Annotated in this window: 19 protein-coding genes and 1 tRNA gene; 14 read left to right on the top strand and 6 right to left on the bottom strand. The window is 73.0% G+C overall.

Annotated elements, in window-relative coordinates; translation table 11 throughout:
• Positions 1–180: 180 nt before the first annotated feature.
• Together DEJ50_RS17975 and DEJ50_RS17980 are read left to right on the top strand one after the other, a co-directional pair.
• Entirely contained in the window at positions 181–1,764 is a 1,584-nt protein-coding gene (locus tag DEJ50_RS17975) for an alpha/beta hydrolase (RefSeq protein ID WP_150208996.1), read from the top strand.
• A 97-nt stretch (positions 1,765–1,861) separates the two neighbouring features.
• Positions 1,862–1,935 (top strand) — tRNA-Thr (locus DEJ50_RS17980).
• 253 nt (positions 1,936–2,188) lie between these two features.
• Here the strand turns inward: DEJ50_RS17980 and DEJ50_RS17985 are convergent.
• Together DEJ50_RS17985 and DEJ50_RS17990 are read right to left on the bottom strand one after the other, a co-directional pair.
• Positions 2,189–4,687: an ABC transporter permease gene (locus DEJ50_RS17985; protein WP_150208997.1), complete on the bottom strand. Its 2,499-nt coding sequence runs from the start codon at positions 4,685–4,687 to the stop codon at positions 2,189–2,191.
• A complete protein-coding gene (locus DEJ50_RS17990; RefSeq protein ID WP_150208998.1) occupies positions 4,681–5,415 on the bottom strand; it encodes an ABC transporter ATP-binding protein in 735 nt (244 codons plus the stop codon). The genes DEJ50_RS17985 and DEJ50_RS17990 overlap by 7 nt, the downstream gene beginning before the upstream one ends.
• A gap of 134 nt (positions 5,416–5,549) precedes the next feature.
• Here DEJ50_RS17990 and DEJ50_RS17995 point away from each other — a divergent pair, with 134 nt between their 5' ends.
• From DEJ50_RS17995 to DEJ50_RS18010, 4 genes are all read left to right on the top strand, one after another.
• Positions 5,550–6,839 carry a sensor histidine kinase gene (locus DEJ50_RS17995; protein WP_150208999.1) on the top strand — a complete coding sequence of 430 codons (1,290 nt, stop codon included), beginning with the start codon at positions 5,550–5,552 and terminating at the stop codon, positions 6,837–6,839.
• A gap of 9 nt (positions 6,840–6,848) precedes the next feature.
• The gene (locus DEJ50_RS18000; protein ID WP_150209000.1) at positions 6,849–7,493 is read left to right on the top strand and encodes a response regulator transcription factor; all 645 of its coding nucleotides are present in this window, start codon (positions 6,849–6,851) and stop codon (positions 7,491–7,493) included.
• 105 nt (positions 7,494–7,598) lie between these two features.
• The gene (locus DEJ50_RS18005; RefSeq protein ID WP_150209001.1) at positions 7,599–8,105 is read left to right on the top strand and encodes a SigE family RNA polymerase sigma factor; all 507 of its coding nucleotides are present in this window, start codon (positions 7,599–7,601) and stop codon (positions 8,103–8,105) included.
• A 73-nt stretch (positions 8,106–8,178) separates the two neighbouring features.
• A complete protein-coding gene (locus DEJ50_RS18010) occupies positions 8,179–9,441 on the top strand; it encodes a hypothetical protein (RefSeq protein ID WP_150209002.1) in 1,263 nt (420 codons plus the stop codon).
• 33 nt (positions 9,442–9,474) lie between these two features.
• On the opposite strand, the gene DEJ50_RS18015 is transcribed toward DEJ50_RS18010, so the two are convergent.
• Positions 9,475–11,238, bottom strand: coding sequence for a bifunctional 3'-5' exonuclease/DNA polymerase (locus tag DEJ50_RS18015; RefSeq protein WP_150209003.1), 1,764 nt, complete (start codon positions 11,236–11,238; stop codon positions 9,475–9,477).
• A gap of 639 nt (positions 11,239–11,877) precedes the next feature.
• On the opposite strand from DEJ50_RS18015, the gene DEJ50_RS18020 reads away from it, so the two are divergent.
• Entirely contained in the window at positions 11,878–13,083 is a 1,206-nt protein-coding gene (locus tag DEJ50_RS18020; protein WP_150209004.1) for a DUF2786 domain-containing protein, read from the top strand.
• Positions 13,084–13,099: 16 nt separating this feature from the next.
• On the opposite strand, the gene tatA is transcribed toward DEJ50_RS18020, so the two are convergent.
• On the bottom strand, positions 13,100–13,291 hold the full coding sequence (tatA, locus tag DEJ50_RS18025; protein ID WP_150209005.1) for a Sec-independent protein translocase subunit TatA: 192 nt from the start codon (positions 13,289–13,291) through the stop codon (positions 13,100–13,102).
• 99 nt (positions 13,292–13,390) lie between these two features.
• Between tatA and DEJ50_RS18030 the strand changes: the two genes are divergently transcribed.
• A complete protein-coding gene (locus DEJ50_RS18030) occupies positions 13,391–15,844 on the top strand; it encodes an FUSC family protein (RefSeq protein ID WP_223837801.1) in 2,454 nt (817 codons plus the stop codon).
• Between the two features lie 108 nt (positions 15,845–15,952).
• On the opposite strand, the gene DEJ50_RS18040 is transcribed toward DEJ50_RS18030, so the two are convergent.
• A complete protein-coding gene (locus DEJ50_RS18040; RefSeq protein ID WP_150209007.1) occupies positions 15,953–16,459 on the bottom strand; it encodes an ATP-binding protein in 507 nt (168 codons plus the stop codon).
• Positions 16,460–16,782: 323 nt separating this feature from the next.
• Here DEJ50_RS18040 and DEJ50_RS18045 point away from each other — a divergent pair, with 323 nt between their 5' ends.
• The 6 genes from DEJ50_RS18045 to DEJ50_RS18070 all read left to right on the top strand — a co-directional run bounded on the left by DEJ50_RS18045 (position 16,783) and on the right by DEJ50_RS18070 (position 22,301).
• Positions 16,783–17,661: a helix-turn-helix domain-containing protein gene (locus DEJ50_RS18045; protein WP_150209008.1), complete on the top strand. Its 879-nt coding sequence runs from the start codon at positions 16,783–16,785 to the stop codon at positions 17,659–17,661.
• A gap of 70 nt (positions 17,662–17,731) precedes the next feature.
• Positions 17,732–19,189: an aldehyde dehydrogenase family protein gene (locus DEJ50_RS18050; protein ID WP_150209009.1), complete on the top strand. Its 1,458-nt coding sequence runs from the start codon at positions 17,732–17,734 to the stop codon at positions 19,187–19,189.
• Between the two features lie 85 nt (positions 19,190–19,274).
• Positions 19,275–19,787: a DinB family protein gene (locus tag DEJ50_RS18055; protein ID WP_150209010.1), complete on the top strand. Its 513-nt coding sequence runs from the start codon at positions 19,275–19,277 to the stop codon at positions 19,785–19,787.
• 48 nt (positions 19,788–19,835) lie between these two features.
• Complete coding sequence (locus DEJ50_RS18060; RefSeq protein ID WP_150209011.1) at positions 19,836–20,453, top strand: PadR family transcriptional regulator; 618 nt, start codon at positions 19,836–19,838, stop codon at positions 20,451–20,453.
• Between the two features lie 82 nt (positions 20,454–20,535).
• Positions 20,536–21,486: an ATP-binding cassette domain-containing protein gene (locus DEJ50_RS18065; protein WP_150209012.1), complete on the top strand. Its 951-nt coding sequence runs from the start codon at positions 20,536–20,538 to the stop codon at positions 21,484–21,486.
• Positions 21,483–22,301, top strand: coding sequence for an ABC transporter permease (locus DEJ50_RS18070; protein WP_150209013.1), 819 nt, complete (start codon positions 21,483–21,485; stop codon positions 22,299–22,301). The genes DEJ50_RS18065 and DEJ50_RS18070 overlap by 4 nt, the downstream gene beginning before the upstream one ends.
• A gap of 11 nt (positions 22,302–22,312) precedes the next feature.
• On the opposite strand, the gene DEJ50_RS18075 is transcribed toward DEJ50_RS18070, so the two are convergent.
• Positions 22,313–23,560: an ion channel protein gene (locus DEJ50_RS18075; RefSeq protein WP_223837802.1), complete on the bottom strand. Its 1,248-nt coding sequence runs from the start codon at positions 23,558–23,560 to the stop codon at positions 22,313–22,315.
• Between the last annotated feature and the right edge of the window lie 5 nt (positions 23,561–23,565).

A 23,565-nucleotide genomic window follows, 5' to 3' on the forward strand; every position in this document is an offset into this window, starting at 1 on the left:
CGCGCCGGGCCGAACCACCCTCGGGGCCGAACCGCACCGGCCCGGGCTGTGCGCGCGCCGGTTGACGGCTCACCCGTACGGGCAGCCGCCCGCTCCGGCCGGGTGGCGGGGACCGGCCAGGTGGGGGCCGGGCCGGGCCAAGATCACCCCGGACCGGCCGGGAGGACGTAGGCTCCGGGGATGGACACCAGTCGTCTGCTGCGCACCACCGGAATCGTGATCGCAGCCGCCGGGCTGCTGCTCTCCGGCTGTACGTCCGGCGGGCCCGCTCCGCACGCCTCGGCGTCCTCCGGCGGAGCCACGACCGGTACCGGGGCCGGAACGGGGACCACCGCCGCCCAGCCCGCCCCCGCGGCAGCGCTCCGCCCGTACTACGAGCAGAAGCTGAAGTGGCGGGACTGCGGTGTGCCCGGATTCCAGTGCGCCACCATGAAGGCGCCGCTGGACTACGCCAACCCCGGTTCCGGCCAGGACGTCGAGCTCGCCGTGGCCCGCAAGCAGGCCACCGGGCCCGGCAAGCGGCTCGGCTCCCTGGTGGTCAACCCCGGCGGTCCCGGCGGATCGGGCATCGGGTACCTGCAGGCGTACGCGGGCATCGGCTACCCCGCCCCCGTCCGGGCCCGCTACGACATGGTCTCCGTCGACCCGCGCGGCGTGGCCCGCAGCTCCCCCATCGAGTGCCTGACCGGGCCGCGGATGGACGCGTACACCCAGGTCGACCAGACCCCGGACGACGCCGCCGAGCAGGCCCGGCTGGTGGAGGCGTTCAAGGAGTTCGCCAAGGGCTGCGAGGAGCGCTCCCGCACCGTGCTGCCGCACGTCTCCACCGTGGAGGCCGCCCGCGACCTGGACGTGCTGCGCGAGGTCCTCGGCGACGGGAAGCTGACCTATGTCGGCGCCTCGTACGGCACCCTCCTCGGCGCCACGTACGCGGACCTGTTCCCGAGCCGGGTCGGCCGGCTGGTCCTGGACGGCGCGATGGACCCGTCGCGTACGGCGATCGACCTCAACCGGGACCAGACCGCGGGCTTCGAGACGGCGTTCCGCTCCTTCGCCCGGGACTGTGCGAAGCAAGCGGACTGCCCGCTCGGGCGCGGCACCCCGGAGCAGGTGGCTCAGCGGCTGAAGGACTTCTTCCGCAAGCTCGACGCACAGCCGGTCCCCACCGGAGAGGCCGCGCGCCCGCTCGGCGAGGCACTGGCGACCACCGGCGTGATCGCGGCGCTCTACGACGAGAGCGCCTGGCCGCAGCTGCGCGAGGCGATCACTCAGGCGATGGACGGCGACGGGGCCGGCCTGCTGGCGCTCGCGGACAGCTACTACGAGCGCGAGCCGGACGGCAAGTACGCCAACCTGATGTACGCGAACGCGGCGGTGAACTGCCTGGACCAGCCCCCGGCATTCGCCGGCCCGGAGGCGGTGGCGGCAGCGGTCCCCTCCTTCGAGAAGGCCTCGCCGGTGTTCGGCGCCGGCTTCGCCTGGGCCTCGCTGAACTGCACGTACTGGCCGGCCAAGGCCACCGGCAAGGCCCGCCGCCTGGAGGCGAAGGGCGCGGCCCCGATCGTGGTGGTGGGAACCCTCCGGGACCCGGCGACCCCGTACCGCTGGGCCGAGTCCCTGGCCGGCCAGCTCGACTCGGGCGTCCTGCTGACCTACGACGGCGACGGCCACACGGCGTACGGGCGGGGCAGCGACTGCATCGACACGGCGATCAACCGCTACCTGCTGGAGGGCACACCCCCGGCGGACGGCAAGAAGTGCTGACGAGCCCGCCTGGTGCGGGGCACTCGGATGGACCCTGTAGACTTAGCGCCGCTGCTGAGAACACTCCTGCCACGCGGGTACCGGTTCTGTGCAGCATGCCGCCTTAGCTCAGTTGGCCAGAGCAACGCACTCGTAATGCGTAGGTCTCGGGTTCGAATCCCGAAGGCGGCTCAGAGAAAGGCCCAGGTCGCGTAGCCCGCGACCTGGGCCTTTTGCGATCTGGGGCAGATCGAAGTCGTCCGCGGGCCCGTCCTGTTGACCTGCGACGGCGACGGCCGCGTGGGGGCCGTGCTCAGTGGCGTGAGCCTTACTACCGGCATGCCCAGCGGGCGAGGCCGCCTGCCTTCGCACTGGCTGACTGGGCCGTCCGGGCTGTCTCGGCCACCGCCGACGTACGCCGCGCGCTTCTCGCCGGGCTCCACGATCAGCACAGCACTTGTTCGATGGGTCTGGTGCGGAGGGTGAGGGACGCGGGGAGGATCGAGGCCGTTGTTGCGAGGAGGGCGGTGGTGGCGGTTACTGCGGCGATCGTGGTCCAGGGGATGACCACGGCCGACGACGCGTCGAGCAGTCCGAGGGCGCTCCACACGCCGAGCAGGTTTACGCCCGCCACCAGGGTGCCGAGGATCGTGCCGGCCGCGACCACCAGCAGGGCCTCGGCCGCGACGAGGCGTAGCACCTGGGCCTTGGTCGCGCCCGTCAGGCGTAGTGCTGCCAGGTCGCGGGCCCGGTCGGAGGTGGCCATCATCAGGGTGTTGGCGAGCGCGATGCCCGTGTAGACCAGCGCGATGCCGAGGATCATCCACAGGCCGAGCCGGGTGTTCTTGTCGGAGCGCGGGTAGTGGGCCTGGATCCACTGGTCGCCCGTCAGCAGGCGGACTCCGGTGGCCTGCGCGGCCGAGTGCAGCGCGGCGGCGGCGGTCGCGGGGTCGGTGCCGGGGCTGAACGCGATGTCCACGCGGTCCACCGGGGCGTTCGGGGCGTTGCGCGGGGTGAGGTAGACGCCGTTGCTGCCGGTGCCGGTGGACAGTACCGCCACGATGCGCAGGCTCACCTCGCGGCCGTCGCCCAGCCATACGGAGACACGGCTGCCGACCTTGGTGGTCAGCCACTCCTCGTTGACGACGATGCCGTCGTCGTCGAGGTCGGTGAAGCGGCCGGCGACCACCGGCAGGTGGGACACCGCGGCGTGCGCGGCCGGGTCGACCGCCTTGGCCTCGGAGCTGACGAGGGCCGTGCCCTCCTCCATGACCACCACGGCGCTGGATCGGGTTGGGCTGATATGTACCCCCGGTACCCCCGGCACCGCCCGGGCCCGCTGGACGAACTCGGCGGGCAGCGCCCGCCCGTTGCCGCCCGCCGTGGCGATGTAGTCCGCGGTGATCTGCTCGCGGGCCTCGGTGGCCTTCGCCGCGCTGATCGTCGCGGTGGTGCCCATCAGGGAGGCGGCGAGGGCGACGGTGATGACGACCGGTGCCGCGACGGCCGCGGTTCTGCGCACCCCGGCGGAGGCGTTCTCCCTGGCCAGCATGGCGAGGGCGCCCGGAAGGCGGGCCGGCAGCCAGGTCAGCAGCCGGGTCAGGGGCCTGATCAGGACCGGAGCGAACACCGCGAACCCGACGATCAGCAGCATGGGCTGGGTGATGTACGTCTTGCGCTTGAGGAGGTCCCCGGGGTTGTCCGCGAGGGCCAGGGCCAGCAGGCCGAGCCCGGTGGCCAGGACCGCGCTGCCGATCAGCCAGCGGCTGAGGGGCATGGCGCGTGAGTCGACCGCCGACTCGCGCAGGGCCTCCGTCGGACCGACCCGGCCGGCCCGCCAGGAGGACACCACGACCCCGGCCAGCGCGACGAACAGGCCCGTCCAGAAGGCGGTGTGCAGCGGCCAGGTCTGCTCGCCGATGCGGAACCAGGGCGGGGCGATCTCCGCGTCCACCATCCAGGCGGCGAGCCGGGGCGCGCCCGTCGCGCCGAGCCGGCAGCCGGCCGCGGAGGCGAGCACACCGATGACGAACGCCTCGGTGAACACCATCCGCCGCACCTGGGCCGGAGTCGCGCCCGCCGTGCGGAGCAGCCCGAACTCGCGCCGCCGCTGGGCCACCGCGAAGGAGAACGTCGAGGCGACGACGAACACCGAGACGAAGCCGGTGACGCCGGCGGCGGTGCCGAGCAGTGCGTTCACCGAGACCAGGGCCTCCTTGTCGCGGTCGGGGTCCGGATCGGCCCGCCGGCGGTCGTCGCCGGTCAGGACGTCGAATCCGCCGCCCACGGCCGCCCGTACCCGGTCGGCGGGGGCGGTCACGGCGACGGCGTCGATGGCCGGGGAGATCCGGGCGGCCTCCGCGTCGGTGAAGAACAGCGCGCTCTCGAAGCCTGCGGAAGCGACGGTTCCGACGATGGTGACCTGCTCGGTCCCGGTTCCGGTTCCGGTTCCGGTGCCGGTGCCGGTGCCGGTGGCCGCCCGCAGCGTGGTGCCGGCCGGCGGGCCGTCCGCGGTGGCGACGGCTTCGCCGGGCGCGGAGGGGGCACGTCCGGAGGTGAGCCGGTAGGGGGTGAGCGCGGCAACCGACCAGGGGTGGCCGACCGTGTCCTCGCTCAGGCCGGGGCCCGACACGGGGAAGGTACGGTCCTCCACGACCGGCCCGAGCGCGGCCAGCTTCGCGGAGACGGCGGCCGGGACCGGATCGGGGTGCGGGATCCGCTGGGTCCGCTCCCCGATCGGTGTACGGGCCCGGATCAGGGCGGACGTCTGGACGACGACCGGCGCCTTCGCGAACCGCTCGGGCCCGCGGTCGGGGGCAGCGAAGGTCGCTGCGAGCGCCAGTCCGGTGGTGGCGATGAGGCCGACGCCGAGGGCGAGGGCGATGAACGAACCGATGAAGGTGACCCAGCGGGTCCGCATTCCCTGCAGGGCGAGCCTCAGCACGGCAGACCCGCCAGACCGGTCATGTGCGCGGCGACCCGGTCGGCCGTCGGGGCGAGGAGTTCGTCGTGGACGCGGCCATCGGTGAGGAAGAGCACGCGGTCCGCGAAGGACGCGGCCACCGGGTCGTGCGTCACCATGATCACCGTCTGGCCCAGGTCGACCATCTGCCGCAGCAGGGTGAGTACTTCACGGCTGGTGGTGGAGTCCAGGGCGCCGGTGGGCTCGTCACCGAAGAGCACCTCGGGGCGGGTGACCAGGGCGCGCGCGAGCGCCACGCGCTGCTGCTGCCCGCCGGACATCTCACTGGGCCGGTGCCCGGCCCGCTCGCGCAGCCCGACCTGCTCCAGTACCTCCAGCACCTGCCCGCGCTTGGGCCGGCGCCCGGCGAGCCGTAGCGGCAGCGCCACGTTCTGCTCGGCGGTGAGCGAAGGCAGCAGGTTGAACGCCTGGAAGACGAAACCGATACGGTCGCGGCGCAGCAGCGTCAGCTTCCTCTCGCTCAGCGTGCTCAGGTCGGTCTCACCCAGCAGCACCTGGCCTCCGGTGGGCCGGTCGAGGCCCGCCGTGCACTGGAGGAAGGTCGACTTTCCGGAGCCCGAAGGCCCCATCACGGCGGTGAACGTGCCCCGGAGGATGTCCAGGGAGACGTTGTCCAGGGCGGTGACGGCGCCGGCGCCCTTGCCATAGGACCGGGTGACCGAACGGAGTCGGACGGCTGCTTGATTCATGACGTCCACTCAACCGGCCCCGGACCCGGGGGACATCGCAGGCAGGAGGAGTCTTCGTGGTGGAGGTAGCTCCACCCCTGGAGGTGGATCCGGCCGGGTGGTCCGCCGTGATCCGCGCCTCGTACGGTGCCCCCATGCATCCCCCGAGCCTCTGGCAGGCCCTGCACCAGCGCCGGTACGTCCTGACCGGCTGGCCCTGGCGCTGTGCCCTCTACTTCCTGACCAGCGTGCCGCTGGGCGCCGCCCTCCTCGTCTGCCTGCTGGTCCTGGCACTCGCGGGCAGCCTGCTGACCGTGGTCCTCGTCGGGGTGCCGCTGCTGCTCACGCTCGTCCTCGCCGGGCTGCCGGTCGCCGCCGTCGAACGGCGCCGGCTACGGCTGATCGATCCGGCCGTACCGCTGGCCGACGCCCACCAGGAGCCGCCCCGTACCGGGCCCGCGGCCTGGCTGCGCACCCGCCTCCAGGAACGCGCCACCTGGCGCGAGCTCGGCTACTCCCTGGTCTTCGCCTGCCTGCTGTGGCCGCTGGAGGCGGTCGTCGTCGGCACCGTCCTCCTGGTGCCCGGCGGTCTGATCTCCACCCCCCTGGTCATGGCCACGGCCGGCGGCGGCGAGGAGGCCCGCGTCCTCAAGCTGTGGATGGTGCACTCGTACCCGGAGGCCTTCGCCGCGGCCCTCGCCGGGCTGCTCCTGCTGCCGCTGCTCGCCTATCCGCTCGGACTGCTCGCGGCCGGACGCGCCCAGCTCACCCGCCAGTTCCTCGACGTGCCGGACCACCGGGCCGATGTACGGATCAAGGAGCTGAGCCGGTCCCGGATGCGTCTGGTCAACGCCTTCGAGGCGGAGCGCCGCCGGATCGAGCGGGACCTGCACGACGGCGCCCAACAGCGCCTGGTGGCCCTGTCGATGACCCTGGGCCTGGCCCGGCTCGACGCCCCCGACGAGCCCCTCGCGGGGCTCCTCGCGCAGGCCCAAGGTGAGGCGAAGGCCGCACTGGTGGAGCTGCGGGAGCTGATCCAGGGCATCCACCCGCGGGTCCTCACCGACCGGGGCCTGGGTGCGGCCATCGAGGACATCGCCGACCGCTCCCCGGTCCCCGTCGACCTGGACCTCGATCTGCCGCACCGGCTGCTGGAAGCCGTCGAGTCGGCCGTCTACTTCGCGGTCTGCGAGGCGCTGGCGAACGTGGCCAAGCACAGCGGCGCCACCCGCGCCGCCGTCGAGGCGCGCGCCGAGAAGGGCCGGCTGGTGGTCTGCGTACGGGACAACGGGGTCGGCGGCGCCGATGGCGCGGGCGGCACGGGACTGGAGGGGGTGGCGGACCGTATCTCGGTCCTGGGCGGCCATTTGCTAATCTCCTCACCGCCCGGCGGGCCCACGTCCTTCCGCCTGCAGGTGCCCTGCACCCCGGCCCCGGCCCGATAGAGGAACCAGATGTTACGCATCGTCCTGGCAGAGGACAGCGTGCTGCTGCGGGAGGGCCTTGTCGGCCTCCTGGAGCGCTTCGGCCACCAGGTCCTCGCGGCCGTCGGCACCGCGGAGGAACTCACCGCCGCGGTTACACAGCACGTCCCCGACATCGTGGTCACCGACGTACGGATGCCGCCCGGCTTCTCCGACGAGGGGCTGCGGGCCGCGCTGCGGCTGCGCGGGGACAACCCGCGGCTGCCGATCCTGGTCCTCAGTCAGTACGTACAGCGCGCCTACGCCGAGGAGCTCCTCGACTCCGGTGACGGCACCGGCGTCGGCTACCTCCTCAAGGAGCGGGTCGGGAACGTCGAGGAGTTCATCGACGCGCTTCGGCGGGTTTCCGCCGGTGCCACCGTGGTCGACCCCGAGGTGGTCCGCCAGCTGCTGCGCCACCGCCGCGACCCGCTCGCCAAGCTGACCGCCCGCGAACACGAGGTGCTCGCGCTGATGGCCGAGGGGCAGTCCAACGCCTCGGTCGCCGCCGCGCTCCACGTCAGCGAGGGCACCGTCAGCAAGCACTTCGGATCGATCCTCGCCAAGCTGGACCTGAACCTGTCCGACGCGACCAACCGTCGGGTGCTGGCCGTCCTCACCTACCTGCGCGGCTGACTCCGTGCCGCCTGCCGCCGTGTCCGGGGAAGAACATCGAACAGGGGTGAAACATTTCTGCGTGCCGTCGCGTCGATGAGGTGAGACGGCGGCTAGGGGGAGCGGATGCGGCAGCGACGCAGGGAGGGATTCCGTGAGTTCGCGGAGGGACGGACCGGGCAGTTGTACCGGTCGGCCTGTCTGCTGACGAGCGGGGACACCCACCTGGCCGAGGATCTGGTGCAGGAGACCCTGGGGCGGATGTACCTGCTCTGGGGGCGGGTCTCGCGCATCGACAATCCCGCGGCGTACGCGCAGACCGTGCTGGTCCGGGCGTTCCTCACGCACCGGCGGCGGCGTTCGGCCGCCGAGCACCCGGTGGGGGAGGTGCCCGAGGCGGGCGGGGGCGGTGAGGATCCCGTGCTGCGGATGACGCTGCTGGGGGCCCTGGGCCGGCTCGCGCCCAAGGACCGGGCGGTGCTGGTGCTCCGGTACTGGGAGGACCGCAGTGTCGAGGAGACCGCCGACGTGATGAACGTCAGCTCGGCGGCCGTACGCACCCGGAGCTCACGCGCCCTCGCGCGGCTGCGGGAGGAACTCGGCGGCAGCATCGCCGAGTTCGCCGGTCGCTGAGCGTCCGTACCCGTACCACGGGCGTCCGTACCAGGACTGTATTCAAACCAAAACGTGGAAGGTCTGGTTCCCCATGCCCTTTGAAGACGAAGTCGGCGCTGCCCTGCGGCGTACCGGCGACGGTTTCGCCACCGACCAGCAGGCCCTGGTGGACCGCGGTGAGCAGCGCGGCCGGCGGCTGGTGGCCCGCCGGCGGGTGGCCGCGGTCACCGGTACCGTGCTCACGATGGCGGTGATCGGCGGCATCGGGGCGTACTCCGGGGGGTGGCTCGGCGGCGGCGAGGCCAAGGGGGGCGGGGCGAACGTCGCCACGGCGCCGTCGCCGGCCGACTCGCCCGTACAGCGGGAGGAGGACACGGTGGGGGCCGGCCGCGGGGCCGTGACCGCCGCGCAGATGGTTGCCACCTTCAAGTCGCTGCTGCCGGGCGGCACGTTCACCGACACCCTTTCCCGGGGCACCGACTCCGCCCGGCCGGGGGTCTCCGGGCTGTACGACGACGGCAAGGGCAAGGCCGCCATCGGCTTGAGCCTCTCCCGGATCGCCCCGGCCGGCACCATGGCCCGGCAGATGACCCAATGCCCGGACAAGGAGATGTCGGGCTACGACAGCTGCACCTCCGAGAAGCTGGCGGACGGTTCGCAGTTGCTGCTCTACCGGGGCTACGAGTACCCGGACCGGCGGGTGGACACCAAGCTCTGGCGGGCCACCCTGGCCACCCCGCAGGGCTTCCTGGTCGACGTCTCCGAATGGAACTCCCCGGCCGAGAAGGGCGAGCCGGTCTCCCGCCCCAATCCCCCGCTCACCCTGGCGCAGATGAAGACCCTGGTCACCTCGGGCACGTGGCACGCCGCCCTGAACGACCTGCCGGCCGCCCGGCCCGAGAAGCCGGGCCCCGGACTGTCGGGAGGGCCTGAGGCGGGACCGATCCTGCTGTCGCTGCTGCCGAACGACGGGATCAGTGTCGTCGGCAAGGGCGGGCAGGGGGACTACGCCTACGCCGTGCTCGACGACGGCAAGGGCAAGTCGCTCGTCCAGGTCAACGCCCAGCCGGGGATGGGGGACGCGGCCGGCGCGCTGTTCGGCAGCGGAGATGTCACCACCCTGCCGGACGGCACCAAGGTGAAGGTCGAGAAGAAGCCCGGCGAGAAGGGCGGCGCGGGCGTGGTGTGGTGGACCGTGGACACCCTGCGGCCGGATGGCATGCGGGTGGTGGTCTCCGCCTTCAACACCGGCAACCAGAACAAGCCGGCGACCCGGACGAACCCGCTGCTGACCATCGAGCAGCTGAAGGCGATCGCGCTCAGCCCGAAGTGGCTGGAGGGCGCCGGTTCGTAGCCGGGGCGGCGTTACTTGGCCTGATCGGTCGGCCTACTTGGCGTCCGCGTAGCACTGCACCACGGCCGTGGTGAACGGGAAGCGGACCGGGGTCTCGCCGAAGGCGATACGTCCGGCCCGGTCCGCGGCGGTGCGGATCGCCTCGGTGACGGCCTCCGCCTCCTCGGCAGGGCAGTGCACGATCACCTCGTCGTGCTGGAAGAACACCAGCTCGGCGCGGAGCCCGGCGGCTGCCGTGGCCTGGCGCAGGGCCGCGAGCATCAGCAGGGCCCAGTCGGCGGCACTGCCCTGGACCACGAAATTGCGGGTGAACCGGCCGCGGGCACGGGTGTTGGTGGAGGCGTAGCCGGGGGTCCACTCGTCCCGGGGCGCGGCCCGGTCGTCGCCGGTGTCCGCACCGGTGTCGGCGCCGGTGTCGGCGCCGGGCCCCGGTTCCTGGGGCAGTCCGGCCTCCTCGGCCTCCGTCGCGCCCACGGCGGGCGGACAGGTGCGGCCCAGCCAGGTCCGTACGAGCCGGCCCTCCTCGCCCGCGCGGGCGGCCTCGTCCACATAGGCGACGGCGCGCGGGAAGCGGCGGCGCAGGGCGGCGAGGTTCTTCAGGCCGTCACCGGAGGTCTGGCCGTAGACCGCGCCGAGGACGGCCAGTTTGGCCTGGTCGCGGTCGCCGGCGAAGCCCTGGCGGGAGATGGACGTGTAGAGGTCCTCCGGGCGCCCGGCCACCTCCATCAGGCCGGGGTCGCGGGAGATGGCGGCGAGGACCCGTGGCTCCATCTGGTCGGCGTCCGCGACCACCAGCCGCCAGCCGGGGTCGGCGACCACGGCGCGCCGGATGACCTTGGGGATCTGCAGGGCGCCGCCGCCGTTGGTGACCCAGCGGCCGGTGACGGTGCCGCCGGGGACGTACCCGGGGCGGAAGCGTCCGTCGTGGACCCAGTCCTTGAGCCAGCCCCAGCCGTGGGCGGTGTAGATCCGGTACAGCTTCTTGTACGCGATGAGCGGTTCGACGGCCGGGTGGTCCAGCTCCTGGAGCTCCCAGCGGCGGGTGGACTTGACCTTGATGCCGGCCCCGGCGAAGGCCTTGATCACGTCGGCGGGGAGGTCGGGGCGGACGCGGCGGCCGAAGGCGGCGGACACCTGGTCCGCGAGCTCGGCGAGGCGGCGGGGCTCGCCGCCGCCCGCGTACCGCTCGCCGAGCAGCTCGGTGAGTACGGCGCGGTGGACGTCGGCCCGCCAGGGCAGCCCGGCCCGGTTCATCTCGGCGGCGATCAGGAAACCGGCGGACTCGGCGGCGGTGAGCAGCTGCATCCGGTCCGGATGGGCGGTGGCCTGGTGGCGGCGCATCTGGTCGGCGTAGACGGCGAGGAGGTCGTGGAGGGGGAGCGGGGCGGCGGGCTGCGGGTCGAAGAGGGAGGACTGGGTACCGGGCTCGGCGGAGCGCTGCGGGGGGTCGGGCGGTACGGGGGTGCCGTTGAGCCGGGCGAGGGCGGCTGCGGCGGAGCGGGGCTGGCCGAGGCGGCCCTCGTGGCCGAGGAGGAGGAGCTCGGCGTCCTCGATGTCGTAGCAGCGGTCCACGCGGACGCCTGCGGCGAGCAGGCGGGGGTAGACGGCGGCGGTGGACTGCCAGATCCAGCGGGTGTGGGGCGGGGCGGCGCGGACGGCGGTGGCGGGGTCGGGGGCGGTGATGGGGGTGGTCGCGGGGGTGGTGACGGGGGCGGTGACGGGGGTGGTGACGGGGGCGGCGTGCCAGCGGGCGTTGCCGTCTTCGGCCAGGGCCCATCGGGTGGCTTGCTCGCTCATGAGTGCGAGTGTGGCAGGCGGGGCGGACATTGCCGGTCCGGCACGCGCCGTACCGCTCCGCGGGGCCATTTCCCCCACCCCGCCCCTCCCCGACCCCGGGCCACCGCCCGTCCCCGCCCGGGGCTGCGCCCCAGACCCGCCCGGGGGCTGCGCCCCGAGCCCGTTCGGGGCTGCGCCCGGGTGCCCGCGGGGCGGTGCGGGCTGCGCCCGGCACATGCTTGGGGCTGTGCCCCGGGCCCGTTCAGGGCTGCGCCCCGGGCCCGTGCTCGTACCCGGGCTCCGCCCGGCAGGCCCGGGGATGTGCCCCGGGGGTGCGCGGGCTTCGCCCGGCACACGCCGGGCTCGGGGCTGTGCCCCAGGCCGCCGGCCGGTGCTCGAAGCTGTGCCCTGGGCCCGTGCTCGAACCCGGGCTCCGTCCGGCAGCCCCCGGGGCGCGCTGAGAGGCGGAGCCCCGGCCCGGGGCCCAGCGGGCTCGGGGCTGCGCCCCGGGCCGCCGCCCGGGCCCGCCGGGCTGCGCCCCGGGGCACGCCGACGGGCCGGGCCCGGACCCTGCCGCCGGGGCTCCGCCCCGCCCGCCCCGGTGGCCCGCCCGCCCCGGCCAGGGGGGGTGCGTGGGAGGGTGGTGGGGTGACTTTTGACGTGGCGGAGATTGTTGAGCGGGCCTGTGGTGCTGCGCTTTATGGCCAGGACGACGCCGGGCTTGACAGCGGCGCCTCGTTGCTCGCCGCCGATCCGGCCGCCTGGAGCGGGGTCGGGCAGGCTCTGCTCGCGCGCGGGGAGACGTATATACGGCAGGCCTGGGAACGGGGCTGGCAGCCGGCCGATGTGCTGCGGCTGGTCCGGCGGGATCTGGAGGAGCGGGAGCTGCGGATCACCGGGGATCTGATCGCCGCCGAAGGCCGCCGCTACGCCCGGCTGCCCGCCCGGTGGCCCGAGGTCAAGGGCGAGGTGTGGTGGGGCGCGGACACCGAGTACGCCGTACAGCTCGCGCAGCGCGAGCGGACCGACCGGTTCACGCTGGCCACCGCCGTCCTCGAGGTGCTGAGGCTGCTGATCCGGCTGCCCTCGATCGAACCGGTGGGACCGGTCCCGGGCGATCCCGCCGAGGTGCTCGAGGCCGCTCACATCGAGCCCCGCATGCTGGCCCGGATCCGGGCGCTGCTCGCCAAGGCGGAGGCGACCGGCTACCCCGAGGAGGCGGAGGCGCTCAGCGCCAAGGCGCAGGAGCTGATGGCCCGCCACACCGTGGACGAGGCGCTGCTGGCCGAGCGCGGCGGGGCGCCGGGGCAGACGCCGGGGGCCTGCCGGATCGGCGTCGAGCCGCCGTACGAGGAGGCCAAGGCGGTGCTGCTCGACGCGGTGGCCACGGCCAACCGCTGCCGGGCGGTGTGGAACGGCGCGTTCGAGTTCTCCACGGTGGTGGGCTTCGAGAGCGATCTGGAAGCGGTCGAGCTGCTGTACACCTCGCTGCTGGTGCAGGGCACCGCGGCGATGACGCGGGCGGAGGCCGGCCAGCGAGCCGGCGGACGCAAGCGGACGAAGACGTTCCGTCAGTCCTTCCTGCTGGCCTACGCCAGCAGGCTGGGCCACCGGCTGGCCGAGACGGCGGAGCACGCGGCGGCCGAGGCGGGCGGGTCGGACAACCTGCCGGCGCTGGTCGCGCGTGAGGTCGCGGTCGGTGCGCGGGCGGAGGAGATGTTCCCGCAGACCACGACCACCCGGCTGCGCGGGGCCACGGATCACGCGGGCTGGACGGACGGCACGGCGGCGGCGGATGCCGCCCAGGTCCGGCACGGCCGTAACCCCGCCCCCCTGTCCGGGCCGGGGCGCCGGCCGTCCCGCTGAACCGGGACGGCCGGCGTCAGGCCGGACGGTCGTCGGAGGCCGGCGGGCGCGGGTTTTCGGTGCGGAGGGCGGCGGTTTCCGCCTTCAGGATCCGCAGGGACTTGCCCAGCCCGCGTGCCATCTCCGGCAACTTCTTCGAACCGAACACCAGCAGGCAGACGACCAGAAGGACGATCAGATGCCAGGGCTGCATGGCGTTTCTCAGCATGCCGTCTATCGAACCTCTTCGGGCGCTTCGGTACAAATCTGAAGGAATTCTGAAACCGGATATCCGGGTCTATTGGGGTATCCGGATATCCTCGACCTCATGAGTTGGCTTCGGGCCCTGAAGGAGAGCGCCCGATCGGGGATGACCGTCGAGCGGAACCGCCTGGAGCCGCTCCTCGCCGTACGGGCCGCCGCCGGGCTGGCCCTCGCGATCGGCGGCGGGCTGGTCCTCATGGGCCCGGAGGCCGCCGCCAGTTGCGCCTTCGGGGCCTTCCAGGCCGCCATCGCCACCTTTCAGCGGAGCTGGCGCCCGCGCCCGGTGCTCGCCCTCGCCTCCGGGCTGACCCTCGCCGCCTCCACCTTCATCGGCTATCTCGTCGGGTCCTCCCACACCGCCGCGTTCCTGGCGCTGCTCGCCCTCTGGGCCTTCCTGTCCGGGATGGCCTGGGCGGCCGGTCCCACCGCCGGAATCATCGCCTCCGGCAATGTGGCCATCATGCTGGTGACCGTCACCCTGCCCAGCTCGGTCGCGCAGGCCGCCGGGCACGCCCTACTGATCGCCGTCGGCGGTGTGGTCCAGGCCGTGCTGATCGTGCTCTTCCCGGTACGCCGCTGGGGCGCCCAACGCGACGCGCTCGCCGATGCGCTGGCCGCCGAGGCCGACTACGCCCGCCGGCTGCGCCACGACCCCGAGGCCCCCTTCGACCCCGGGCCGCTGATGACCGCCCGGGCCGCCGCCACCGTCACCCCCCGCCAGGCCCGCCGTCGTCCCGCCGAACTGCACGGGGCGCGCGGGCTGGCCGAGCGGATCCGCCCGGTGCTGGCCTCGCTGGCCGACCCCGCGGTCGGGGCGCCCGCGGAGGGCCCGGCCCGGGACCGGGTGCGGGAACTGCTTGCCGCCGCCGCGACCGTGCTCGACACCGCGGCCCGGGCGATCCGGCACGGCGAGCCGGTGCGCCCGCCCGGTCCCGCGCTCGCCGTGCTCAAGTCCCCGGACACCGCCGACCTGCTGGAGGGTCCGGCCCTGCGGGCGGCGCGGCGGCTCGCGGCCCTGCTGGAGGACGTACTGGAGACCGCGGCCCCCGGCTCCGGCCGCACCGCCGACCCCGGGGAGTCGAGGCTGCGGCCCACCCTGCCGGCGCTGCTGCCCCTGGTCCTGCGGGCGGTACGGGCGGAACTCCGCCCCGCCTCACCGGTCTTCCGGCACGCCGTCCGGGTTTCCGCGGTCGCCCCGGCGGGCTATCTGATCGGGAGCGCACTGCCGTTCGGGCACGCCTACTGGGCGCCGATGGCCTCCGTGATGGTGATGCGGCCCGATTTCAGCCAGACCTACTCGCGGGCCGTGGCCCGCTTCGGGGGCACCCTGCTCGGGGTCGCGGCGGCCACCGGGATCGTGCAGCTGGCGCAGCCCGGGATATATCTGTCGGGGGCGCTCGCGGTGGTCAGTGCGGGTCTGATGTACGCGCTGCTGCGCACCGGGTACGCCGTCTCGCAGGTCTTCGTCTCCGCCTACGTCGTGTTCCTGCTCGGCATGGGCGGCACCCGCTGGGACCAGACCGTGCCGGACCGGGTGGGCCTCACCCTGGTCGGCGGCCTGCTCGCGATGATCGGGTACGCGCTCTACCCGGCCTGGGAGACCCCCCGGCTGCGGACCCGGCTCGCCGACTGGCTCATCGCGGACGGGCGGTACGCGGCAGCCGTCCTCCGGCAGTACGCCGATCCGGCCGGTGCCCACCGGCCCGATGTGCGCACCGCACTGCTGGCGGCCCGCGACGCCCGGGTGGACTGGCAGGAGGCGCTGGCCCGGGCGGCCGGCGAACCGGTCCGGCACCGCGGGCTGTCCCGGGCGGCGGCGGACGCCGCGGAGGACGCCCTGGCGGAGCTGGGCCGCACCGCGATGCTGCTGGAGGCCCACCTCCCCGACCGGGCGCACCCGCCGGTTCCGGCGGCCGGGGAACTGGCGGCGGCCCTGCAGGCGTCCACGGAGGCGGGGGCGAAGGCGGTACGGGAGCGCCGGGTGCCGGAGTGGGAGGGGGTGCGGGCCGTGCTGGCGCAGTGGGACCAGGCGGCCGGACCGGACCGGACCGGCCGCCGGTGGCTCCGCTGCTGCGCAACGGGGCGGAGCTCCTGCTGGACCGCCTGGACGAGGTCTCCGAGGCCCTCCGCCCCTGACGGGGCACCGGACCGGGCTCTCTGTGATCAAGGAACCACCCCGCGTGCACGTGCATCTGCCCATGCAGATGCCTATGAACACAGCTATGATCCGGTGAAGTTGACATCTGCACATCTGCACAATCGGGGGCTTCCTGTGGACCACGCGTACAACGGGATGGCAGCTGCAGAACTCGCTTCTATGTACGGTCTGACCTGGCAGAAGAGCAGGCACAGCAACTCGCAGGGATCCTGCGTGGAGTTCGCCAAACTGCCGGGCGGCGATGTGGCAGTGCGCAACTCGCGCTTCCCGGACGGGCCCGCGCTCGTCTACACGCCGGCCGAGATAGAGGCCCTGCTGCTCGGCGCGAAGGACGGCGAATTCGACCACCTCATCGGCTGACCGCACGATCCGTCAGCTGATCGTCGGCACCACCGATCAAGCCATGCACGTGCACTGGCCGGGACCGATCTCAAGGATCGGTCCCGGCCAGTGGCATGAATGCGCGGCTCAGTCCTGGAGCCGGAACAGCGCCCAGACGACCTTGCCGGTGAGCCGCCCGGCCAGCGGGTGCCAGCCCCAGTTGTCGCTGTAGGAGTCCACCAGGAAGAGCCCCCGCCCCGACTCCGCGTCGCCGTTCTCGTCCGTCTTCTCCGGCGAGAAGCAGCCCCCGGGGCTGTCCTCGCTGGGATCGCGCACCGCGCACACCAGCCGGGTGCTCCACCGCATCAGGTGCAGCCGCACCGGCGGCTCCTGCTCCCCGCCCCGGCCGCCGTCCTCCGGCAGGGCGTGCCGCAGTGCGTTGGTGACGAGTTCGGAGACCACCAGGGCGACGTCGTCGAAGCGCTCATCGAGGCCCCACTGGCCGAGCGTGGACCTGGTGAACGAGCGGGCGCCGCGCACCGCCTCGTACCGGGCGGGCAGGGCGCAGGAGGCGGACCCGGAGACGGCCGTGGGGTCGACCGGGGGCAGCCCCTGCCGTAACGGCTCGAGCATGGTCGATCCATTCATCCCCATGCGAGGCACTCCCGGGATTCGCGGACGGAGCGGCGGCTGTGTCCATGAAAGAACTGCGGGGTGGGTCCGGCGCCGGCGCGAAGAGCACGCAGGTGCGCGGGCACCATGCTTCCGAATGCGGAAGCCGGATGCAAGGGCAGATGCACGTGCACGCGCCGGACCTGTCCACTCCCGTGACGGTTCTTGCTCATTTCTTCCTACGCCTGCTTACGGACTTCTTTTCCGAGGCAGCGGATTCCGTTACAGAACGAGTACGGAGAGATGCGTTTTGGTGGCAGACTGCGGACCTTGGGGCACGGGGGCCCCGCGACGCGCTCATTGCGATGGGGAGGGCAGGACTAGTGACCGCAGACACCAGCGGTTCTGTGGTGCGCCGCATCCTCCTGGGCTCTCAGCTCAGGAGGCTCCGTGAATCCCGCGGGATCACCCGTGAGGCGGCCGGCTACTCGATCCGCGCATCCGAATCGAAGATCAGCCGCTTGGAGTTGGGAAGGGTGAGCTTCAAGGCCAGGGACGTGGAGGACCTCCTCACGCTCTACGGGGTCACGGACGGCGCCGAGCGCGAGTCGCTCCTCGGCCTGGTCCGCGAGGCCAACGCGGCCGGCTGGTGGCACAGTTACGGCGACGTACTGCCCGGCTGGTTCCAGACCTACATCGGCCTGGAGGGCGCCGCCTCGCTCATCCGGATCTACGAAGTCCAGTTCATCCACGGTCTGTTGCAGACCGAGGCCTACGCCCACGCGGTGGTCAGCCGCGGCATGCCCGGGGCCACCCCGGCCGAGATCGACCGCCGGGTCGCACTCCGCCTGGAGCGCCAGAAGGTCCTGGTGTCCGAGAACGCCCCGCTCTTCCACGCCGTCCTCGACGAGGCCGCGCTGCGCCGCCCGTACGGCGACCGCGCGGTCATGCGCGGCCAGCTGGAGCACCTCATCGAGATCTCCCAGCGGCCCAATGTGCGGCTCCAGGTGATGCCCTTCTCCTTCGGCGGCCATGCCGGCGAGAGCGGCGCCTTCACCCTGCTCCGCTTCCCCGAGTCCGACCTCCAGGACATCGTCTATCTGGAACAGCTCACCAGCGCCCTCTACCTGGACAAGGACGAGGAAGTGGCGCAGTACGGCCGGGCGATGGAGCGGCTCCAGCAGGACTGCCCGGACCCGGGCCAGACCCGGGATCTTCTCCGAGGACTGCTCCAACTGTCTTGAACCGCACGTAGTATGACGTCTGTTCAGTCTCGGTGCAGCGCCCGGGTGCGCGCCTGCAGTAAGGGATGGCATGCCCATATTCGAGGACCTGGCTCACCAGTACATCGACGGTGAATGGCTGGCCGGCACCGGTTCGTGGGACATCATCGACGTCAACCCGTACAACGGGGAGAAGCTCGCGGCCATCACCGTGGCCACCGTCGAGCAGGTCGACCGGGCCTACCGTGCCGCCGAGCGCGCCCAGGCCGACTGGGCCCGCATCAGTCCGTACTCCAGACGCGCCGTCCTGGAACGCGCCCTCAAGATCACCGAGGAGCGCGAGAAGGAAATCGTCGAGGCGATGATCGACGAGCTCGGCGGGACCCGCCCCAAGGCCGAGTACGAGGTCCGCCTGGCCATGGAGTTCCTCCGCGAGGCGATCCAGCTGGCGGTCCGCCCCGAGGGCAGCATCCTGCCCTCCACGGTCGCGGGCAAGGAGAACCGGGTCCAGCGCCTCCCGGTCGGGGTGATCGCCGTGATCAGCCCCTTCAACTTCCCCTTCCTCGTGACCATGAAGTCGGTCGCGCCCGCGCTCGCCCTCGGCAACGCCGTCGTGATCAAGCCGAACCAGAACGCCCCGGTGGTCGGCGGCGGGGTGATCGCCAAGATCTTCGAGGACGCGGGGCTGCCGGCCGGCCTGCTGAACGTCCTGGTCACGGACATAGCCGAGATAGGCGACGCGCTCCTGACCCACCCCGTCCCCAAGGTGATCTCCTTCGCGGGCTCCGACCGGGTCGGCCGGCACGTGGGATCGGTGGCCGCCCGGCACTTCAAGCGGACCGTGCTGGAGCTCAGCGGCAACAGCGCCCTGGTGGTCCTCGACGACGCCGACCTCGACTACGCCGTGGACGCAGCCGTGTTCAGCCGCTTCGTGTACCAGGGCCAGGTCTGTATGGCGGCCAACCGGATCCTGGTCGACCGGTCGATCGCCGAGAAGTTCACCGAGAAGTTCACCGCCCGGGTGAAGGCCCTCCGGACCGGCGACCCGCACGACGCAGGCACCCACATCGGCCCGCTGATCAACTCCTTCCAGGCGGACGCCCTGACCGCCCTGGTGGACCGGGCGGTGGAGGAGGGGGCGCAGGCGCTGGTGCGCGGGTCTACGCGCGGCAACCTGGTCGAGCCCACCGTGCTGGCCGGAATCCCCGAGGACTCCCCGCTGCTCGGCCAGGAGATCTTCGGCCCGGTGGCCCTGCTGGTGGTCTTCGACGGCGAGGAGGAGGCCGTACGGCTGGCCAATGCGACCCCGTACGGACTCAGCGGCGCGGTGCACACCCGGGACATCGACCGCGGCGTGAAGTTCGCCGAGCGGATCGAGACCGGGATGATCCACGTCAACGACTCGACCATCGGGGACGAACCGCTGGCCGCGTTCGGCGGGGAGAAGGCCTCCGGGATGGGCCGGCTCAACGGCCAGGCCACGATCGAGGCCTTTACCACCCAGAAGTGGATCTCGGTCCAACACGGCCGGAGTTCCTTCCCCTTCTAGGACAGCGGCTGACCTAATCGGTCCGTAGCGTGGTTTTCGTCAGCAGGAGACAGACACCGCGAATCCGCTACGAAAGAGGTTGGTCATGGCTTCCCTTTCCACCGAGGTACCCGGCGACGAGCGCGCCACGCTCCTGGCCTTCGTCGAGTCCCAGCGGGCCGGGCTCCGCGAGACGCTGGAGGGGCTGACCGAGGAGCAGGCGGCGAGCCGGCCGACCGTCAGCGAGCTGTCCCTGTCCGGGCTCGTCAAGCACGCGGCCGAGACGGAGTATGCCTGGCTGCGGATGGCCCAGCAGCGGCCCAACGACCGGCTGCGTTCGGCGGAGGACTACCGGAACGGCTTCCGGCTGGTCGAAGAGGAGACCATCCCCGAGGTGCTGGCCTTCTGGGACCAGGTCACCGCCGAGCTGACCGCGTTCATCGAGGGCGTGCCCAGCCTGGACGAGTCCTTCCCGCTCCCCGAGGCCCCCTGGTTCCCGAAGGACACCAAGGTCTCGATGCGCTGGCTGCTGCTCCACCTGGTGGAGGAGTTCGCCCGGCACGCCGGCCACGCGGACATCCTCCGGGAGACCGTGGACGGCACCAAGGCGATGGGCTGACGGTCCGGCATGGCGGCCCGCCCCGGGCGGCTGGATAGCCTGGGGCCCATGTCAGCGATCCGGCTTCTCGTCCTCGGGGCGGTCCGCCAGCACGGGCGGGCCCACGGCTATCAGGTGCGCAACGACCTGGAGTACTGGGGCGCGCACGAGTGGTCGAACGCCAAGCCGGGTTCGATCTACCACGCCCTCAAGCAGATGGCCAAGCAGGGCGTGCTGCTCGCGCACGAGGTGGCCCCGAGCGCGGCCGGCGGCCCGCCGAGGACCGAGTACGAGGTGACGGACAGCGGCCGGGAGGAGTACTTCCGGCTGCTGCGCACCGCGCTCTCGGCGTACGACCAGAAGCGCGACGCGCTGTCGGCGGCCCTGGGCTTCATGGTGGACCTGCCGCGCGCGGAGGTGCTGGAGCTGCTCGGGCGGCGGCTGAGCGGGCTGGCGGAGTGGCGCACGGCGGTGACCGAGTACTACACCCCGGAGAGCGGCCCGGAGCAGCTCGGCCACATCGGGGAGATCATGCACATGTGGGTGCACTCGGCGGATGTGGAGGCGGAGTGGACCCGCGGGCTGATCGCCCGGATCGAGGGCGGGGCCTACTCCTTCGCAGGTGAGGGCGGGGATCCCTTCGTCGGGGTGCTGGCCGAGGGCCAGGAGAACCCGTACGCCCTCTAATCAAGTTTGACTAACCCGGTGGGCCGGGGTAGCTTGACCGCTCGCAACTAATCAAGTTTGACTACTTCGATCTCTCCCGGGAGTGGTTCTTCTGATCGTGCTCGAAGGCGTACACAAGCGGTACGGCGAGAAACGCGCGCTGGCCGGACTCGACCTGGAAGTGAAGCCCGGCACCGTGCACGCCGTCCTGGGTCCCAACGGGGCCGGCAAGACCACGGCCGTCCGGGTGATGAGCACCCTGCTCCGGCACGACGAGGGCGTGGTCCGGGTCGCCGGACACGACGTACGGACCGAGGCGGCGGCCGTCCGCGCCCGGATCGGCCTGCTCGGCCAGCACGCGGCGCTGGACGAGGAACTGGACGGGCGGCAGAACCTGGAGATGTTCGGCCGGCTCCACCACCTCGGCGCCCGCCGGGCCGGTCTGCGGGCGGACGAACTGCTGGACCGCTTCGGGCTCGCGGACACCGGCCGCAAGCCGGTCAAGCAGTACAGCGGCGGTATGCGCCGGCGCCTGGACCTGGCGGCCTCGCTGATCACCGAGCCCGCGGTGCTGTTCCTGGACGAGCCGACCACCGGACTGGACCCGCGGGGCCGCTCCGAGGTGTGGAACGCGGTCCGCTCGCTGGTGGGCGGCGGGACGACCGTCCTGCTCACCACCCAGTACCTGGAGGAGGCGGACCGGCTGGCCGACCGGATCGCCCTGGTCGACCGCGGCCGGATCGCGGCCGAGGGCACCGCCCACGAGCTCAAGGCCCGCGTCGGCGGCGCCCGGGTGGAGGTGGTGCTGGCGGACGGGGCGGCCCTGGCCGCGGCGGCCAGGGTGCTGCCCGGGGCGGCGGTGGCCGAGGCGGACCTGCGGCTCGCCCTGCCCGCGACCGGGGCGACCGGTGCGGCCGACCTGGCGGCGGCCGTCCGGGCGCTGGACGAGGCGGGGATCGAGGCGACGGACATCGCGCTGCGCCGGCCGACCCTGGACGAGGTGTTCCTGGAACTGACCGGCGGCGCCGGGGACGGGGCGGAGGCGACCGTATGAGCACGAGCACAACGGGCATGACCGCGGGCGGTACCGGCATTGCCTGGGCGGTGCAGGACTCCTGGACGATGACCCGGCGCGAGCTCGCGCACTGGGGCCGGCAGCCGGTGCAGGTGATCGTCGGGCTGGTCTTCCCGGTGATGATGCTGCTGATGTTCGGCTTCCTGGTGGGCGGCGGACGCGGGATCGACGGCGACTACGTCGAGTTCCTGGTCCCCGGCATGCTGGCGCTGACCATGGCCTTCGGCCTGGAGGCGACCATGACGGCGGTCACCCAGGACCTGAACAAGGGGGTGATCGACCGGTTCCGGTCCATGCCGATGTCCTCCTCGGCGGTGCTGGTCGGCCGGAGCGCGGCGGACATGATCCAGTCGGCGCTGGGCCTGGCCGTGCTGGCCGGCGTCGGGATGCTGCTGGGCTGGCGTTGGCACGGCTCGTTCGCGGCGGCGCTCACCGCTTTCGGGCTGCTCCTGCTGTTCCGGTTCGCCATGCTGTGGATCGGCATCTGGCTGGGCATGCTGGCGGGCCGGCCGGAGCTGGTGCAGGCGGTGCAGATCCTGGTGTGGCCGGTGGGCTTCCTGTCCAACGCCTTCGCCACCCCGGCGTCCATGCCGGGGTGGCTGGGCCCGGTGGTCGAGTGGAACCCGATGTCCGCGACCGCCACGGCGGTCCGCGACCTGTTCGGCAACCCGGCGGCGGGCTCCGCGTCCTGGGCCTCGGAACATGCGGCCCTGATGGCCGTCCTGTGGCCGGTGCTGCTGCTGGCGGTGTTCTTCCCCCTGGCGGTGGGCCGCTTCCGCGGCCTGAGCCGGTAGCCGCCGGGCTGTCAGTACTTCGGCCGGCCGTCCTCCGTCAGCTGGAGCAGGGGGCGGCCGGTCACCAGCAGCCAGGCCGGCAGTACCGCCACGCACAGCATCGGCAGCACCCCCGGGTCCGGGGCCAGCACGCCCGCCGTGAACAGGCTCAGCCAGCCCTGCCGGGTGGTCGCCAGCAGCACGCCCAGCACCCCGCAGGTGGTCCCCACCACCGGGTGGACGGCGGGCACCAGGGCGTGGGCGGACAGGCCCAGCGCCACCCCGACGAACACCGCCGGGAAGATCCGCCCGCCCCGGAACCCGGCCGCCGACGCGGTCACCAGCGCCACCATCTTGACCACGCACATCAGCAGCAGCGCGCCCCAGCCGTACGCGTCCGCGTCGGCGGTCAGCTCCTTCATCTGCTCCAGGCCCTTGAACAGGGTGAGCCGGCCGCCGAGCGCCCCCAGCAGCCCGAGCACCACGCCCCCGGCGGTCAGGGCCAGCACCGGGTTCGGGATCGCGTGGAAGACCCGGTGCAGGTACGGGAACGCGTAGATCCCGGCCAGGCCCAGCAGCGCGGCCACCGAGGCGATCACCAGGGCGGCCAGCAGATCGGCCCAGCCCGGGTCGGCGAACTCGGGCAGGTTGGTGGTGAAGGTCTGGTCCGAGATCAGGGAGGTGGTCAGACCGGCCGCGCCGGCCGCGACCAGCGGCGCGAACAGCCGGTCCCACAGGGGGGTGGGGTCCTTGCCCGAGCTCATCGTCTCGGTCAGCACCAGGGCCGCCGCCACGGGCGTGCCGAACAGCGCCCCGACCGTCCCGGCCGCGCCCAGCCCGACCCAGAGCGCGCCCGGCGAACCCGGGAACGCCCGGCGCCCCAGCCAGTACGCCAGGGCGACGTTCGCGGCCAGGATGGGGTTTTCCGGGCCGAGGCTCACCCCGCCCGCCAGGGTCAGCCCGCCGGCGAGGAGCAGCCCGGGGACCCACCGCGGGTCCATCGGGGTCTCCACCAGCCCGGTGGTGGCCGGGTCGGGGCCGGCATGGCCGTACACCTTCCACACCACCAGTCCGGAGAGCGCGCCGATCGACGTCAGCATGATCAGCATCCAGGCCGTCGAGTACGGGCCGAGCCCCACCGCGTCCGGCAGGGTCCCCCACAGCACTCCCTGGAGGGCCTCGGCCGCCTTGCTCACCCCGATGTAGAGCAGGGCGGAGCCCACGCCCGCCACCAGCGAGGGCAGGATCAGCGGGAGCAGGGCGCGGGCCGCAGGCGTCATCCGCT

Origin of the sequence: Streptomyces venezuelae, from assembly GCF_008642295.1 — a bacterium.
Taxonomy (GTDB): Bacteria; Actinomycetota; Actinomycetes; order Streptomycetales; family Streptomycetaceae; genus Streptomyces; species Streptomyces venezuelae_C.

What these genes read in the sequence shown, in the direction of transcription:
- DEJ50_RS18070 (WP_150209013.1), top strand. Translation starts at nt 21,483, where the DNA reads ATGAGCACGAGCACAACGGGCATGACCGCGGGCGGTACCGGCATTGCC.
- DEJ50_RS17995 (WP_150208999.1), top strand. Translation starts at nt 5,550, where the DNA reads ATGCATCCCCCGAGCCTCTGGCAGGCCCTGCACCAGCGCCGGTACGTC.
- DEJ50_RS18030 (WP_223837801.1), top strand. Translation starts at nt 13,391, where the DNA reads ATGAGTTGGCTTCGGGCCCTGAAGGAGAGCGCCCGATCGGGGATGACC.
- DEJ50_RS18015 (WP_150209003.1), bottom strand. Translation starts at nt 11,238, where the DNA reads ATGAGCGAGCAAGCCACCCGATGGGCCCTGGCCGAAGACGGCAACGCC.
- DEJ50_RS18040 (WP_150209007.1), bottom strand. Translation starts at nt 16,459, where the DNA reads ATGGGGATGAATGGATCGACCATGCTCGAGCCGTTACGGCAGGGGCTG.
- DEJ50_RS18060 (WP_150209011.1), top strand. Translation starts at nt 19,836, where the DNA reads ATGTCAGCGATCCGGCTTCTCGTCCTCGGGGCGGTCCGCCAGCACGGG.
- DEJ50_RS18005 (WP_150209001.1), top strand. Translation starts at nt 7,599, where the DNA reads ATGCGGCAGCGACGCAGGGAGGGATTCCGTGAGTTCGCGGAGGGACGG.
- tatA (WP_150209005.1), bottom strand. Translation starts at nt 13,291, where the DNA reads ATGCTGAGAAACGCCATGCAGCCCTGGCATCTGATCGTCCTTCTGGTC.
- DEJ50_RS17990 (WP_150208998.1), bottom strand. Translation starts at nt 5,415, where the DNA reads ATGAATCAAGCAGCCGTCCGACTCCGTTCGGTCACCCGGTCCTATGGC.
- DEJ50_RS18045 (WP_150209008.1), top strand. Translation starts at nt 16,783, where the DNA reads ATGGGGAGGGCAGGACTAGTGACCGCAGACACCAGCGGTTCTGTGGTG.
- DEJ50_RS18010 (WP_150209002.1), top strand. Translation starts at nt 8,179, where the DNA reads ATGCCCTTTGAAGACGAAGTCGGCGCTGCCCTGCGGCGTACCGGCGAC.
- DEJ50_RS17975 (WP_150208996.1), top strand. Translation starts at nt 181, where the DNA reads ATGGACACCAGTCGTCTGCTGCGCACCACCGGAATCGTGATCGCAGCC.
- DEJ50_RS18050 (WP_150209009.1), top strand. Translation starts at nt 17,732, where the DNA reads ATGCCCATATTCGAGGACCTGGCTCACCAGTACATCGACGGTGAATGG.
- DEJ50_RS18075 (WP_223837802.1), bottom strand. Translation starts at nt 23,560, where the DNA reads ATGACGCCTGCGGCCCGCGCCCTGCTCCCGCTGATCCTGCCCTCGCTG.
- DEJ50_RS18055 (WP_150209010.1), top strand. Translation starts at nt 19,275, where the DNA reads ATGGCTTCCCTTTCCACCGAGGTACCCGGCGACGAGCGCGCCACGCTC.
- DEJ50_RS18000 (WP_150209000.1), top strand. Translation starts at nt 6,849, where the DNA reads ATGTTACGCATCGTCCTGGCAGAGGACAGCGTGCTGCTGCGGGAGGGC.